Origin of the sequence: Paragemmobacter straminiformis, assembly GCF_014243445.1 — a bacterium.
In the GTDB taxonomy this organism is placed as follows: Bacteria; Pseudomonadota; Alphaproteobacteria; order Rhodobacterales; family Rhodobacteraceae; genus Paragemmobacter; species Paragemmobacter straminiformis.
On sequence record NZ_JACLQD010000003.1, the window covers coordinates 232,072 to 246,513 of the forward strand.

The 14,442-nt window shown below is 64.8% G+C and carries 12 protein-coding genes; 7 read left to right on the forward strand and 5 right to left on the reverse strand.

Going from position 1 to position 14,442, the window contains the following annotated elements:
* Positions 1-7 precede the first annotated feature (7 nt).
* A complete protein-coding gene (locus tag H7F16_RS11660) occupies positions 8-664 on the forward strand; it encodes a YggS family pyridoxal phosphate-dependent enzyme (protein WP_185797775.1) in 657 nt (218 codons plus the stop codon).
* Here H7F16_RS11660 and H7F16_RS11665 read toward each other — a convergent pair.
* Genes H7F16_RS11665 through ribA form a run of 3 tightly spaced genes read right to left on the reverse strand, consistent with a single transcriptional unit; the run spans position 657 to position 4,188 of the window.
* On the reverse strand, positions 657-2,543 hold the full coding sequence (locus tag H7F16_RS11665) for an amylosucrase (protein WP_185797776.1): 1,887 nt from the start codon (positions 2,541-2,543) through the stop codon (positions 657-659). The genes H7F16_RS11660 and H7F16_RS11665 overlap by 8 nt on opposite strands.
* A 59-nt stretch (positions 2,544-2,602) precedes the next feature.
* Complete coding sequence (locus tag H7F16_RS11670) at positions 2,603-3,103, reverse strand: L,D-transpeptidase family protein (protein ID WP_338402001.1); 501 nt, start codon at positions 3,101-3,103, stop codon at positions 2,603-2,605.
* Positions 3,100-4,188, reverse strand: coding sequence for a GTP cyclohydrolase II (gene ribA / locus H7F16_RS11675; RefSeq protein WP_185797777.1), 1,089 nt, complete (start codon positions 4,186-4,188; stop codon positions 3,100-3,102). Before ribA ends, H7F16_RS11670 begins: the two co-directional genes overlap by 4 nt.
* 156 nt (positions 4,189-4,344) lie before the next feature.
* On the opposite strand from ribA, the gene H7F16_RS11680 reads away from it, so the two are divergent.
* A complete protein-coding gene (locus tag H7F16_RS11680; RefSeq protein ID WP_185797778.1) occupies positions 4,345-5,031 on the forward strand; it encodes a response regulator transcription factor in 687 nt (228 codons plus the stop codon).
* A 280-nt stretch (positions 5,032-5,311) separates the two neighbouring features.
* Here H7F16_RS11680 and H7F16_RS11685 read toward each other — a convergent pair whose 3' ends face one another.
* On the reverse strand, positions 5,312-6,265 hold the full coding sequence (locus H7F16_RS11685; RefSeq protein ID WP_185797779.1) for a tyrosine-type recombinase/integrase: 954 nt from the start codon (positions 6,263-6,265) through the stop codon (positions 5,312-5,314).
* Positions 6,266-6,627: 362 nt separating this feature from the next.
* Positions 6,628-7,707, reverse strand: coding sequence for a porin (locus H7F16_RS11690; RefSeq protein WP_185798130.1), 1,080 nt, complete (start codon positions 7,705-7,707; stop codon positions 6,628-6,630).
* A 121-nt stretch (positions 7,708-7,828) separates the two neighbouring features.
* On the opposite strand from H7F16_RS11690, the gene H7F16_RS11695 reads away from it, so the two are divergent.
* The 5 genes from H7F16_RS11695 (at position 7,829) to purH (ending at position 14,441) form a co-directional block, all read left to right on the forward strand.
* Positions 7,829-8,617, forward strand: a complete 789-nt coding sequence (locus H7F16_RS11695) for an exodeoxyribonuclease III (protein ID WP_185797780.1) — start codon at positions 7,829-7,831, stop codon at positions 8,615-8,617.
* Between the two features lie 61 nt (positions 8,618-8,678).
* Positions 8,679-9,728, forward strand: a complete 1,050-nt coding sequence (locus H7F16_RS11700) for a saccharopine dehydrogenase (protein ID WP_185797781.1) — start codon at positions 8,679-8,681, stop codon at positions 9,726-9,728.
* Positions 9,729-9,814: 86 nt separating this feature from the next.
* The gene (locus H7F16_RS11705) at positions 9,815-10,957 is read left to right on the forward strand and encodes a saccharopine dehydrogenase C-terminal domain-containing protein (protein ID WP_185797782.1); all 1,143 of its coding nucleotides are present in this window, start codon (positions 9,815-9,817) and stop codon (positions 10,955-10,957) included.
* Positions 10,958-11,130: 173 nt separating this feature from the next.
* Entirely contained in the window at positions 11,131-12,825 is a 1,695-nt protein-coding gene (locus tag H7F16_RS11710; RefSeq protein ID WP_185797783.1) for a heparinase II/III family protein, read from the forward strand.
* 29 nt (positions 12,826-12,854) lie between these two features.
* Entirely contained in the window at positions 12,855-14,441 is a 1,587-nt protein-coding gene (purH, locus tag H7F16_RS11715) for a bifunctional phosphoribosylaminoimidazolecarboxamide formyltransferase/IMP cyclohydrolase (protein WP_185797784.1), read from the forward strand.
* Position 14,442: the final 1 nt, after the last annotated feature.

Genomic DNA, 14,442 nt, shown 5'->3' on the forward strand with positions numbered 1-14,442 from the left:
GGTTGGCATGGCTTTGCAGGACATTCAGGCGCGGATTGCGGCGGCAGAGGTTGCCTCGGGGCGGGCGGCGGGGTCGGTGCAGTTGATCGCCGTGTCCAAGGTGCAACCGCTTGAACGGGTCGTTGCCGTGCTGGAAAGCGGGCATCGGGTGTTCGGGGAAAACTATGTGCAGGAAGCGGCGGGCAAATGGCCCGACCTGCGCGCGCGCTTCGGCGCGGTTGCGGTGCATATGATCGGGCCGTTGCAGACCAACAAGGCCAAGCTGGCGGTGGACCTGTTCGACGCGATCCATACGGTGGACCGCCCCTCGCTTGCCGAAAAGCTGGCGCGTCTGGCGCAAGAGCGGGGGCGCTGTCCCAAGCTGTTCGTGCAGGTGAACACGGGCGAGGAACCGCAGAAAGCGGGTGTCCTTCCGGCCGATCTGGATGCGTTTCTGGCAAGCTGCCGTGGCATTGACCTGCCGCTAGAAGGGCTGATGTGCATCCCGCCCGAGGGCGAAGATTCGGCCCCGCATTTCGCCATGCTGTCGGATATGGCGGCGCAGAACGGGCTTGCGGGCCTGTCGATGGGGATGAGCGGCGATTTCGAGGCCGCGATTGCCGCAGGGGCCACGCATGTGCGCGTGGGCTCGGCCATCTTCGGCGCGCGGAACTACGCTAACTGATCCACGCGCGGGCAAAGGGCGGCAGGGCGATGGCGCCCGCATGCACCGCGACCGCGTTGTCAGACAACTCGTCATGCAGGTTCACGGCGCCGTTCTGGCGCAGCCAGCTTTCCGGCAGGTGGACCCAGTTTTCCGAGAAGTTGAACAGGCAGATCAGGTTTCCGGTCGGCGTTTCCCGCGCGAAAGCAAAGACTTGTGCCGCTTCGCAGGGCAGGATGCGCGTGGCGTTGCCGCCGTGCAGCGCGGGCGTGGCGCGGCGGCGGGACAGGATGTGCTGCGTGCCCTGAAACACGCGCGCGGCGGGCGTGTCGCCTTGGTGGCGCGTGCGGGCAAGCTGCCAGTCCATGCGCGGGCGGTGAATCCAGCGGCTGTCATGGGCGTGTTCGGGCACCGCAAGGTAGCTGTCGTCGTTCAGCAGGGCGAGTTCGTCACCCATGTAGATCAGCGGGATGCCACCAAAGGCCGCGATCAGCGCGTGACCCATCAGGATGCGCTGCACGGCGTGGTCGATGGCGGTGCCATCATTGCTGGTAAGCGCCCGTTGCAGCCCCGCGAGCGAGGCGAAACTGCCGGAAATGCGTTTGTCGCCCGTGGCTTCGTTATGCTGGAACAGTGCGCCTTGGGCAAAGGACCCGGGGAAGGAGCCTTCGTAAAAGTCGGACAGATAGGCGCGGTGCGCGGGGCCGGAAAGGTGCAGGGCGGCGGCATCCTCGTCTGTCACGGCCCAGCCGATATCGTCGTGGCAGCGGATATAGGTGGCATAGGTCGCGTTGGTCAGTTTCGTCGGGAAATGCGTGCCCAGAACATGGGTCATCAGGCGCGTGTCGCGGGTGGCCAGTGCCGACCAGAATTGCACCATAAGGCTGTTGTGATAGGCGAGGTTGCCTTCGCGTCCGTCATGCCTGCCGCGGCCAAGATAGGGGATCATCTCGGCCGGGGCGACGATGGCCTCGGCAAGGTGGATCGTGGCGGGGGCCGCGATGCGCGAGGCGGCGCGCAGGGCCTGAAGGATCATGTGAACCTCGGGTTCCGACTGGCAGCGGGTTCCCATGCGCTTCCACATGAAGGCCACCGCGTCGAGCCGCAGGATGCTGGCCCCGCGATTGGCAAGCGCCAGCATGATATCGGTGATTTCAAGAAAGACCCAAGGGTTGGCCCAGTTCAGGTCCCACTGGTGTTCGTTGAAGGTGGTCCAGACCCATTTGCCGAAATCGGGGTAATGGGTGAAGTTGCCGGGGGCATTGTCGGGGAACACCTCGACCAGCGTTTCTTCATAACGCTTTGGAAGATCGGGGGTGTCGAACATCAGGTAATAGTCCTGATATTTCGGATCGCCCTTTGCGGCCTTTTTCGCCCATGCGTGTTCCTTGGCCGTGTGGTTCAGCACAAGGTCGATGCAGAGCGAGATGCCGTTTTCGCGAAAGGTGCGGGCGGCGGCTTCAAAGTCGTCCATCGTGCCGTAGGCGGGGTTGATGGCGCGGTAATCCATCACCGAATAGCCGCCGTCACTGTCGCCGGGGCGGGGCTTCAGGCAGGGCATGAAGTGGACGTATGTGATGCCAAGTTCTTGAAGATAGGGCAGTTTTTCAACGGCTTCGGGGATCGTTCCGGCGAAGCGGTCGATGTAGAACACATAGCCCGCCATGTCGGGGCGCTGGAACCAGTCGGGTTCCAGATCGCGTTTCAGGTCAAGGAGTTTGAGGTCGGCAGGCCGCGCCTTCCACGATTTCGCAAGGGTCTTGAGCAACGCCTCGCGGAAGGCGGGGTAATCCTCGCGGGTGCCGTAAAGGGCGTCGAGCATGGGCCAAAGATCGGGGGCCGAACGGGCAAGGCGCAGCGCGAAAATGTCGTCATCCGTGGTGGACGGCGTTTTGGCCATGACTCGGACCCTCCCTTTTGCGCAAGGAGCATAAGGGTTCCAAAGCGTTTTGGAAAGGGTCAGCGGATGATGAGGCGGGTGGAATGGCGGATGCGGTTCGCGATCCACAGAAGATCGGGCAGGGCAAAGGCCACGCATCCCGCCGTGCCGTGGCGCGGGCGGCGCCATCCGTGCAGGAAGATGGCCGAGCCGAGACCGGGCACGGCTTGCGGCCAGTTCCAGTCGGTGAGCAGGATCAGGTCATACATCGGGTCGGCGCGTGTCAGGCGTTCGTGGCTGTAGCCATGCGGGGCGCGGACCATCAGGTTGTAGTCGGGGTCGCGCGGGTCGTCCGACCAAAGGTCGGCGGGGCCGAAGGGCAGCGCCCAGTCGGGCAGTTGCGATGGCGACAGACGGTCGGGGCGGTAAAGCATGCCGACGATGCGGTGGGTGCCGAGCGGGGTTTTGCCGTCTCCCTCGCGCTTGCGGTCGGTGGTGCCATGCTTGCCGATGGCGCAAGGAAAGCGCCGCCCCATGAAGCGCGCGCCCCAGCGGGTCACCACCAGATCGGCAGGCTTCACAGCAGGTGCCCCGATTTCGCGGCCTTGGTGGCAAGGTATCCGGCGTTCTGCGCGGTCTGGCCGACCTGAAGCGGCACGCGTTCGGTCACGGTCAGGCCACAGCTTTCCATCATCGCCAGTTTGCGGGGGTTGTTGGTCAGCAGGCGCACGGCGGAAAAGCCCATCTGCCGCAGGATACCCGCGCCGATGCGGAAATCGCGCTCGTCATCCTCAAAGCCGAGACGGTGGTTGGCCTCGACCGTGTCGAAGCCCTGGTCTTGCAGGGAATAGGCGCGCATCTTGTTGGCAAGGCCGATCCCGCGCCCCTCTTGGTTGAGGTAGAGCAGCACGCCCGCGCCTTCGCTGCCCATCTGCGCAAGGGCCGCCCGCAGTTGCGGGCCGCAGTCGCATTTCAGGCTGCCCAGAACGTCGCCCGTGAAGCAGGCCGAATGCAGGCGGGCAAGAACCGGGGCCGAACGGTCGGGTTTGCCGATCTCGATGGCGTAATGTTCGGCCCCGCCGTCCTCGGGGCGAAAGATGTGAAGCCGCCCCGCCTGCGCCGCCTGCATCGGAAGGCGGGCGTTGACCACGCCGTGCAGCGGCGACATGCGGGCCAGTTCGGGCGTGATCTCGTGCAGCGGCAGCAGGGTCAGCCCGTTGGCTTCGGCCAGCGCCAGCCCGTGGGGAATTTGCACAAGCAGCGCGGCAGGCAAAAGCTGCGCCGACTTGACCAGTTGCAATGCCGCGCGGTGCAGCGTGGCCGCGCCATCGCGCAGCGACCGGAGCGGCCCTTTCATCGGCACGCGCAGGTCATCGGCCGGGTCGGCAAGGGCGCGCAGCCAGCGGGTGTCGCCATCGGACGGGACGGCGATGCGGGCAATGTCGCCGTCATAGGCCGGGGTTTTCAGCGTTTCGGCGCGGCGGGCGGTCAGGGCCAACTCCAGCGGCCCAAGCGCGCGCAGGGCGGCCAGACGATCGGCCGACAGCTCCTCGACCGCGACGAAGGCCACGGCCTGCCCGTCACCCGTCAGCACCACCGGCACGCCCATGCGCAGGTCGCCACGGGCGCGGGCAAGGCGTTCGACGATGGTCGGATGTAGCGGCATTGCGGGTTCTCCTGCCGGCCTATCTAAGCCGCCCGCGCGGAAATTGAAACATAGCCCGCCCAAGCGACACGTCCGCGTGAGGGTTTTGTTGCATATCTTGCCCGAAAGCGGGGGCAGGCGCATCTGTGGGGCCAAGGACAGAACGGAGTTCACCTGATGGCCACTTTGCGGAAGATCCTTCTTGTCGATGATGACGACGACCTGCGCGAGGCGCTGAGCGAACAGCTGGTGATGACCGAGGATTTCGATGTCTTCGAGGCGCGCACCGGCGCCGAGGGGATGGAGAAGGCCAAGGCGGGGCTTTACGACCTGCTGATCCTCGACGTGGGCCTGCCCGATACCGACGGGCGCGAATTGTGCCGCCGGATGCGCAAGCAGGGCGTCAAATGCCCGGTGCTGATGCTGACAGGCCATGATTCGGATGCCGACACGATTCTGGGGCTGGACGCGGGGGCGAACGACTACGTCACCAAGCCGTTCAAGTTTCCGGTGTTGCTGGCGCGCATCAGGGCGCAGCTGCGCCAGCACGAACAATCCGAGGACGCGATCTTCCAGCTTGGTCCCTACACCTTCAAGCCGGCGCAGAAGATGCTGGTGGACGAAAAGGAAAAGAAAATCCGCCTGACCGAAAAGGAAACCAACATCCTGAAGTTCCTGTATCGGGCACAACAATCCGTAGTTGCGCGCGACGTGCTGTTGCACGAGGTCTGGGGATACAACGCAGGGGTTACCACGCATACGCTGGAAACCCACATCTACCGTCTGCGGCAAAAGATCGAACCTGATCCGTCGAACGCCCGTCTGCTTGTAACCGAGAGCGGCGGATACAGATTGGTCGCCTAGGGTCTTATTGTCGCCAGATTCGATACCTATATGGGTATCAGGACGTTGCAGACAGTTCCCCTTGCCGTGTCGGGGTCATGACACGGCACCCTCCCTGTTGGACTTGGCCGGGCCTAGCGCCCGGCCTTTTTTCTTTCGCGGGACCTGTTGCGAATACACGCCAAGGTAGACTTTCCGCTGGGTCGGCATCCGTTTTCCTTAAGGAATTTTATACGGTCCCGTGTTAAATAGGCTTACCTCCCTGTTGGACTCGGCCCGGGCCTTTGCGCCCGGGCTTTTTTTATTGTCCGGCCAAGGCGTGCGAGATCAGCTCGACCCGCTGTTGCAGCGTGTCGGGGTAAAGGTGGGCGTAGCGTTCGGTCATGCTGATGTGGTGGTGGCCCAGCAGCTTCTGCACCTCGTAGATCGTGGCGCCGTGGTTGATCAGGAAGCTGGCATAGGTGTGGCGCAGGTCGTGGATGCGCACCTCGCGCATGTTCAGACGGGTGCGGACACGATCCCAAGCAAGGTGGAAGCTTTGGTAGGGCTTTTTCAGGTGCGGGTTCATGAACAGGTAGTCATCCGCCGCGATACCGAAGCCGAGCGTGGCCGTGCGCAGGCGGATGTCGTCGAGCAGTCGCACGGCGGCATCGTTCAGGATGATGCGGCGGGCGCGGCCGTTCTTCGAGATCGGCACGGTCCAGACGCGGCGCACCAGATCGAATTCGCCCCACTTGGCAAGGCGGGCTTCCGAACTGCGCGCACCGGTCAGGATCAGCAGGTTGACGAACAGCCCGAGGTAGGGGTGGTTCTCGGTCTCGCAAGACCGGATCAGCCGCATCACTTCCTCGGATGACAGGAAGCGCTGCTTCGGGTCGCCCATCGGAATGCGGATCGAAATGCGCAATTCTTCCTTTGATTTGCGCAAGACGCCCCATGTGCGGGCCACGTTCAGCACCCGTTTAAGGTAATTGATATGCTTGTTGATGGTGCCGGGTTTGTAATTCTTGCCGATATGGATCGAAACCCAGTCGTCAAGAATCTGCGTGGTCAGCTGATTGATCTTGAAATGCCCGAGCGAGGCGCGGATGTGTTTGTTGAATACCAGCCTGTCCAATTCGGGACGGCGCTTCGTTATATTGGCATAGCCGATATAGCGATTGTCAAAAAACTCGGCCAGGGTCGGGTCGGCAAGGGGGGGTGGCTGGTCCTCGATGCGTGTGAGGTTTCTTTTGAAGACTTCCAGAATACCCATCGCTTCAGACCCATTCCCTGTGAACGCAACGTTCGCTGCCCTGATCGCACCGGTTTGTCACAGGCTTCAACCACCGACCTGTCGAAGGCCGCCGGATGGGATGGGCGAGTGAGTCGAATCGGTCACCGATTAAGGCGGGTTACGAATCTTATTATTCTGCAATTCGATTGTTTTATCAACATTAGACTGGGTTTATATATCTTTTGATTGCAATGGGCGCGAATCGTCAAAGCATTAAAACCCCGGATGCATCTGCATTCCGAAGGCACAGTCCGATATTTTAGTTAAAATATTCGCCCGCTTATTTAAGCCGCGAACGGGAAAGGAAACGCGGGCGGGAAAGACCCGCCCGCGTTGTCACATCAGAATGCGAAGGTCAGGCCTGCATCCATCTTGGTGTCGCTCCAGTCGCCATCGTCGTTGAGGGCGTCATGCGACAGGCGGCTCAGGCCGGCCTGGGCCTTGGCACCACCGCCGAGGTCGTAGGACGCGCCCACGCCATAGCGGGTCGATTCCATGCCCCAGTCGGTGCCGTAGTAGTCATAGGCGACTTTGGCATGTGCGCCGAAAGCCGTCACCGACAGGGCGTCCATCGTGTAGGTGGCCGAAACGGCAACCTGCGTGCCGGTGGTCTTGTAGCCATTCGGCTCGTCCGGCAGGCCGTTGTAGGCTTCGCCCGAACCCATCGCGACGCGGCCTTTCAGGACCAGCGCGCCGAAGGTGGCGTCCGCACCCAGCGTCACTTGCGACGTCAGGTCGTTGCGCTCGGCATAGGTGTCTTCCGGATCGGTCGCATAGGCGTCGGCGCGGTCCGAGAACGAGTAGACGGCCTTGTCGCCACGCTCGATGGCGGCGCTGAAGCGGTAGTTGCCCATCTTGTACGATGCGGCGACCGAAGCGGCCTGCTTGGCGTTGCCGGTGTAGTTGGTGTCGCCGTCGATCTGGCCCATCGAGGCGGCAATCGTCAGGTCGCCCATCGTATAGGTGTACAGGGCCGAGGTGTCAGCTTCGCCAAGGAAGATGATTTCGTTCAGGTCGCCGTTGCCGGTGAAGCCGACGCCGTCAACCTGCCCGACCGTGGTCAGAGCGGCCGAATCGTTGTCGCCCATCGAGATCGAGCCGAAAGCGCCCGAAAGCGAAACGGTGCCAGCGGTGCCGCTGTTCGCGTCGCCGGCGTTGTCAGCGCGGAACGAAGCGCCGAAGGACAGGCCGCCATCGGTTTCGCCCGAAGCTGCAAAGTTCACGCGAGCGCGGCTCGAGAACTGGGTCTTGTTGGCGTCGTTGGTCGTGTCATAGGCATTGGTTATGCCCATGCGTGCCGAACCCGAAATCGTCACTTCGGCAGCGGCGAAGCCAGCGGTGCCGACCAGAACAGTGGTCGCAAGAAGACTCTTGTTCTGCCCGGTTTCGGGCGTGGCTACTGTTGTCCTGCCGTCGGGAATCCGTGTTCAGGCCGCCATGTCGGCGCGTGCTTCGGGATATGCGCCCCGACCGGCTGACGGGCACTTGAGCGGGGGGGAAGTCGGCCTTAGGGTCTGGCGTCCCTGATGCCGGAGAATGAAGATGAGTTTTACCCTCGCGACCTGGAACATCAACTCGGTGCGGCTGCGCGAAGGGTTGGTGGCGCGGCTGATGGCCGACGAGGGGCCGGACGTGCTGTGCTTGCAGGAATGCAAAAGCCCGGTCGAGAAAATCCCCGTCGAGACCTTCCGCAGCCTTGGCTACACCCACATGGTCGCGCGCGGGCAAAAGGGGTATAACGGCGTCGCCATCCTGTCGAAACTGCCGCTGGAAGATGCGGGCGGGCGCGATTACGCCGCATTGGGTCATGCGCGGCATGTGGCGGCGCGGCTGCCCAACGGCGTGGTGATCCACAATTGCTATGTTCCGGCGGGGGGCGACATTCCCGACCGCGCGGAAAACGAGAAATTCGGCCAGAAGCTCGATTTCCTGACCGAGATGCGGGACGAATTCTTTGCCGAACGGCCCGCGCGGTCGATTCTGGTCGGGGACCTCAACATCGCCCCGCGCGAGGATGACGTCTGGTCGCACAAGGCGCTGCTCAAGATCGTGTCGCACACGCCGGTCGAGGTAGAGCATCTGGGCGCGGTGATGGATGCGGGCAAATGGGTGGACGTGACGCGGCAGGATATCCCGCAGGGGCTGCTTTACAGCTGGTGGTCCTATCGCGCGGCGGATTGGGACACGGCCGACAAGGGGCGGCGGCTGGACCACATCTGGGCCACGCCCGACATTTCCGGCGCGGCGCATGGCAGCCGGATCCTGCGGCCCTGCCGTGGCTGGGAAGGCCCGAGCGACCACGTGCCGGTTTTTGCCTCGTTCGACCTTTGAGAGGGCTTTCGCGGGCCGCGCAATCTGCTAACCGGTTGCCCGAAGATTTGGAGAGAGTGCGATGACGCATCTGTGGGTCAGGGCCGAGCAGCGCCCGAACGAGGAACGCGTGGGTCTGACGCCCGAAGGTGCTGCGGCGCTGGTCAGGGCGGGCATCCGCGTGACGGTCGAGCGGTCGTCGGTGCGGGCGATTCCGATCGATGGATATGTGGCGGCGGGCTGCGAGATCGTGGCCGAGAACCTGTGGCCCGAGGCACCAAGGGATGCGATCATCTTCGGGCTGAAGGAGTTGCCCGAGGATGGCACGCCGCTGGTCCACAAGCACATCATGTTCGGCCATGCCTACAAGGGGCAGCCTGCGGGGCGCGAGCTGCTCAAGCGGTTCAAGGCGGGCGGAGGGACGCTGTATGATCTGGAATATCTGGTCGATGAAAGCGGGCGTCGTGTCGCGGCCTTCGGCTATTGGGCAGGGTTCGCGGGGGCTGCGGTCGCGCTGAAATGCTGGGCGGCGCAGCAGCGCGGAACCATCGCGGGGCCGGTTGCGAAATACCCCGGAACGGGCGCGCTGATCGCCGATTTGCAGCGCGAACTGGGCGATGCGGCGCGGCCTGCGGCGATTGTCATCGGTGCCTTGGGGCGCGTGGGGACGGGGGCTTCGGACCTGTGTTCGCAGATGGGTGTTGCTGTCACGAAATGGGACATGGCCGAAACGGCAAGCGGCGGGCCCTTTCCGCAGGTGTTGCAGCACGAGATTTTCCTCAACTGCATCCTCGCCCGTCCGGGCTGCCCGGTTTTCGTTCCGGCAAGTGCCAAGACCGATGCGCGCAGGCTGACGGTGATCGGGGATATCGCCTGCGACCCGACCTCGGATTTCTCGCCCATCAAGGTCTATGACCGCGCGACCGATTGGGACGCGCCCGCGCTGCGCGTGGCAGAGAACCCGCCGCTCGACGTGACGGCCATCGACAACCTGCCGTCGCTTCTGCCGGTGGAAAGCAGCGAGGATTACGCGGCGCAACTGTTGCCGAGCCTGCTGACGCTGCGCGATCTGGGCGCGGGCGTCTGGGGGCGGGCAAAGGTGGAATACGACCGTCACATCGCCACGGTGTGACGGTTTCAGGCAAATTCCTTGGAAGGAATTTGCAAAAATCTTCATAGATTTTTGCGGGGCGACGCGCCCCGAGGGGAGACGAGGACATGACGATTCATTGGTGCGGCACGGGGCTGTCGAGTGTGCCGGGTCTGCGGCGGCTGATCGAGGGCGGGCACAAGGTTGTGGTCTGGAACCGCACCGTCGGGAAGGCGCGCGAAGCGGTGGGCGACCTGACGGATGACATCCGCGCCTACAGCCTCGACGCGCTGCGCGATGCCTTGCAGGCGGGGGATGTGGCAATCTCGATGCTGCCGGCCGACCAGCATGTCGGGATTGCGAAGGTCTGTCTTGAGAAGGGGGCGCATTTCGTCTCGTCCAGCTACATCGCGCCCGAGATGCGCGCGCTGGATGCCGAATTCCGCGCCAAGGGTCTGGCAAGCGTGAACGAGGTCGGGCTGGACCCCGGCATCGACCATCTGATGGCGCATGATCTGGTGGCGCGCTATCGGGCGTCAAAGGCGTTCCACCCCGACAACGTGCTGTCCTTCACCTCTTATTGCGGGGGGGTGCCCAAGGTGGCGAACCCGTTCCGCTACAAATTCTCGTGGTCGCCGCTGGGCGTGCTGAAGGCGCTGCGGTCGCCGTCGCGGTCGCTGAAGAACTTTGCCGAGTTCAAGGTGAACCGCCCCTGGGATGCGATCACCAGCTATGACGCGGCCTTGCCGACCCCCGAGAGCTTCGAGGTCTACCCGAACCGCGATTCCTATCCCTTCATGCAGGATTACCGCTTCGATCCGGCGTGGAAGGTGCGCGATTTCGTGCGCGGGACGATCCGTCTGAACGGCTGGGCCGAGGCATGGACGCCCGTGTTCCGCGAGATCGAGACGCTGGAAGGACCGGCGGGCGATGCGCGTCTGGCCGAGATGGCTGCCGAGTTCTGGGCCAACAATTCCTATGACGAGGGCGAGGCCGACCGCGTGGTCTTGTTCGTGTCGCTCAGGGCCGAGCGCGACGGGAAAACCGTCTGGCACGAGGAGTGGACGATGGACGCATGGGGCGATGCGCGCGGCACGGCGATGGCGCGTCTGGTGTCGGTGCCGGTGTCGCTGGCCGTGGAATCGGTCCTGTCGGGGGAATTGGGGGCCGGTGTCCACGCCGCCCCGCATGACCCTGCGCTGATCGGCAAATGGATGGGCCAGATCGCGGGGCTGGCGCAATATCTGGAGCGCGTCGACCATCTGGCGTGAAACGGGGGGCGCGCGCCGTCCCTTGGCGCGGGGCCAAGGCCCCCTCCCCCGAGGATTTGATGACAGAAAATCCATTGGACCGGCTTGTCGGGTGACAGGCCGGTCTTTCGTTGCGTAAGATCGGGAAGGGACTCGGGGGTGAACAATCCGGGCCGGGGCAGGTGGGGGCGCGCATGGCGGGCGGCTTGAGGCAAAGGCTTGGCAACCGGATCGCCCTTTGGCGGGCGGGGCGGGTGCGTGCCGCGACCGGCTTCACCTCGCAGCCCGAGCCGAGGTCTATCGGCACATTCGCGCGCGGGCGGCAGTTGATTGCCGGAAATTTCCTGTTCGCGGGGCATCTGGTCGAGGCGCGGGATACCTCGATCTGGGCGTTGCGCGCGCCGGATGCGGCCTTTGCCGCCGAGGTGCAGGGGTTCGGCTGGCTGGATGATCTGGCTGCCGTGGGGGATGCTGCGGCGCGAAAGCGGGCGCAGGCTTGGACATTCGAATGGATCGCGTCGCAGGGGCGCGGGCAGGGCGCGGGCTGGACGCCCGACCTGACGGGGCGGCGGCTGATCCGGTGGATCAACCACGCGGTGCTGTTGCTTCAGGGGCAGGACAGGGCGGCGCAGGCGGCCTATTTCAGGGCGCTGACGGTGCAGGTGGCCTATCTGTCGCGGCAATGGCGGCAGGCGGCGGCGGGCCTTGCGCGGTTCGAGGCGCTGACGGGGCTGATCGTGGCGGGGTTGGCGCTCGAGGGGGTGCAGGGGCAGGTGGCCCCCGCGCTGTCGGCGCTGGCCCGCGACTGCCTGCGCGAGGTGGACAGCGAAGGCGGCATCGCCACGCGCAACCCCGAGGAATTGCTCGAAGTGTTCACGCTGCTGAACTGGGCCGAGATGGCCCTGTCCGAGGCGGGGCGGGCGGTGCCTGCGGAATTGACGGGCGCGATCGAGCGGATCGCTCCGGTGCTGCGGGCGCTGCGCCATGCCGATGGCGGGCTGGCGCGGTTCCACGGCGGCGGGCGGGGCCTTGAGGGGCGGCTTGACATGGCGCTGGCCAATGCGGGGGTGCGGCGCGCGGTCGGGCATGAACCGGCGATGGGCTTCGCGCGGCTGGCGGCAGGGCGGACGACCGTGATCGTCGATGCCGCCCCGCCCGCGCCGGTGGGCCACGCCTCGACACTTGCCTTCGAGATGACCTCGGGTCGGCGGCCCGTGGTGGTGAATTGCGGATCGGGCAAGCCCTTTGGCGCGGAATGGGAACTGGCGGGGCGGGCCACGGCGTCGCATTCGGTGCTGTCGCTTGACGGGGTGTCGTCGTCGCGCATGGGGCGGGATGGCGGCGCGCTGGCCGAACGGGCGGGCGTTCCGGTCTGCCAGATGGTCAGTGACGGGGCGGGGCACCACCATTCGGGCGAGCATACCGGCTGGTCGGTGACGCATGGCCTGCGCCACGCAAGGGTGCTGAGCCTTGACGGGCAGGGGCGGCGGCTGACGGGGACGGATACGCTGGTTGCTGAAACCCCCGGCGAACAGAAACGCTTCCGGCAGATGATGGCGAACCGGCCCGAGGGTGTCGGCTTTGCCATCCGCTTCCACCTGCACCCCGATGTCGATGCGACCATCGACCTTGGCGGAACGGCGGTGTCCCTGGCGCTGAAGTCGGGCGAGATCTGGGTGTTCCGGCACGACGGGCGCACAAAATTGACGCTCGAGGCTTCGGTTCATCTGGAAAAAGGGCGTTTGCAGCCCCGACCTGCGCGTCAGATCGTCCTTTCGGGGGTGACGGACGGTTTCGAGATGCGGATCGGCTGGACCTTGGCCAAGGCACAGGATACTCCGCTGGCCATCCGCGATCTGGACCGCGAGGATTTGCCGGTTCCGGTCTGAGTTCCGTCGTTGCTGGAGGGCCTACCCCGATGACCAACCTTGTTCCCATTGGCCGTGCGTTGATTTCGGTTTCCGACAAGACGGGATTGCTTGATCTGGCAAGGGCGCTGGCGGCGCGTGGGGTCGAGCTGATCTCGACCGGCGGCACGTCGGGGATGCTGCGCACGGCGGGCCTGACGGTGCGCGATGTGTCCGAGGTGACGGGCTTTCCCGAGATGATGGACGGGCGGGTCAAGACGCTGCACCCGAATGTGCATGGCGCGCTTCTGGCGCTGCGGGATGATGACGAGCATCTGCTGGCGATGGCCGCGCACGGGATCGAGCCGATCGATCTGCTCATCGTGAACCTGTATCCCTTTGAGGAAACGGTGGCCAAGGGGGCGGACCACGCGACCTGCATCGAGAACATCGACATCGGCGGGCCTGCGATGATCCGCGCGGCGTCGAAGAACCACAAGTTCGTGACCGTGCTGACCGACCCTGCCGATTACCAGCCCTTGCTCGACCAGTTGGCCGCGCATGACGGGGCGACGACGATGGCTTTCCGCCAGAAGATGGCGCTGACGGCCTATTCCAAGACGGCGGCCTATGATGCGGCGGTGTCGAACTGGCTGGCGGGCGAGATCGGTGAAAAGACGCCGCGCTACAAATCCTTTGCCGGAAAGCTGGCGCAGGGGCTGCGCTATGGCGAGAACCCGCATCAGGCGGCGGCCTTCTATGTCGACGGATCGAAGCGCGACGGGGTTTCGACCGCGCGGCAATGGCAGGGCAAGGAATTGTCCTACAACAACATCAACGACACGGACGCGGCCTTTGAGCTGGTGGCCGAGTTTGCGGGCGATGCGCCGGCTTGCGCGATCATCAAGCATGCCAATCCCTGCGGCGTGGCCGTGGGCGCAACTTTGGCCGAGGCCTATGCCCGCGCCTATGACTGCGACCGCACCAGCGCCTTTGGCGGAATCGTGGCGCTGAACCAGCCGCTCGATGCCGAGACGGCCGAGAAGATCGTCGAGATCTTTACCGAGGTCGTCATCGCTCCGGGTGCCAGCGATGCCGCGCGGGCGATCTTTGCCGCCAAGAAGAACCTGCGCCTGCTGACCACGGCGGGCCTGCCCGATGCGCGGTCGCCCGGAACGGCGTTCAAACAGGTGGCGGGCGGCTTTCTGGTGCAGGACCGCGACGCCGGGGCGTTGAACCCGCGCGATCTGAAGGTGGTGACCAAACGCGCGCCGACCGATGCGGAAATGGCCGATCTGTTGTTTGCGTGGAAGGTGGCCAAGCACGTGAAGTCGAACGCCATCATCTATGTGAAGGGCGGGGCCACGGTGGGCGTGGGCGCGGGGCAGATGAGCCGGATCGACAGCACCCGCATCGCGGCGCGCAAATCGCAGGACATGGCCGAGGCGCTGGGGCTGTCGCAGCCGCTGACCATCGGGTCTGTCGTCGCGTCCGACGCGTTCTTTCCCTTTGCCGACGGGCTGGTTGCCGCGGCCGAGGCCGGGGCGACGGCGATCATCCAGCCCGGCGGGTCGATGCGCGACGAGGATGTGATCGCGGCGGCGGATGCGGCGGGGCTGGCGATGGTCTTTACCGGCATGCGCCATTTCCGGCACTGAC

What these genes read in the sequence shown, in the direction of transcription:
- H7F16_RS11695 (WP_185797780.1), top strand. Translation starts at nt 7,829, where the DNA reads ATGAGTTTTACCCTCGCGACCTGGAACATCAACTCGGTGCGGCTGCGC.
- H7F16_RS11665 (WP_185797776.1), bottom strand. Translation starts at nt 2,543, where the DNA reads ATGGCCAAAACGCCGTCCACCACGGATGACGACATTTTCGCGCTGCGC.
- H7F16_RS11705 (WP_185797782.1), top strand. Translation starts at nt 9,815, where the DNA reads ATGACGATTCATTGGTGCGGCACGGGGCTGTCGAGTGTGCCGGGTCTG.
- H7F16_RS11710 (WP_185797783.1), top strand. Translation starts at nt 11,131, where the DNA reads ATGGCGGGCGGCTTGAGGCAAAGGCTTGGCAACCGGATCGCCCTTTGG.
- H7F16_RS11680 (WP_185797778.1), top strand. Translation starts at nt 4,345, where the DNA reads ATGGCCACTTTGCGGAAGATCCTTCTTGTCGATGATGACGACGACCTG.
- H7F16_RS11660 (WP_185797775.1), top strand. Translation starts at nt 8, where the DNA reads ATGGCTTTGCAGGACATTCAGGCGCGGATTGCGGCGGCAGAGGTTGCC.
- H7F16_RS11685 (WP_185797779.1), bottom strand. Translation starts at nt 6,265, where the DNA reads ATGGGTATTCTGGAAGTCTTCAAAAGAAACCTCACACGCATCGAGGAC.
- H7F16_RS11700 (WP_185797781.1), top strand. Translation starts at nt 8,679, where the DNA reads ATGACGCATCTGTGGGTCAGGGCCGAGCAGCGCCCGAACGAGGAACGC.
- purH (WP_185797784.1), top strand. Translation starts at nt 12,855, where the DNA reads ATGACCAACCTTGTTCCCATTGGCCGTGCGTTGATTTCGGTTTCCGAC.
- ribA (WP_185797777.1), bottom strand. Translation starts at nt 4,188, where the DNA reads ATGCCGCTACATCCGACCATCGTCGAACGCCTTGCCCGCGCCCGTGGC.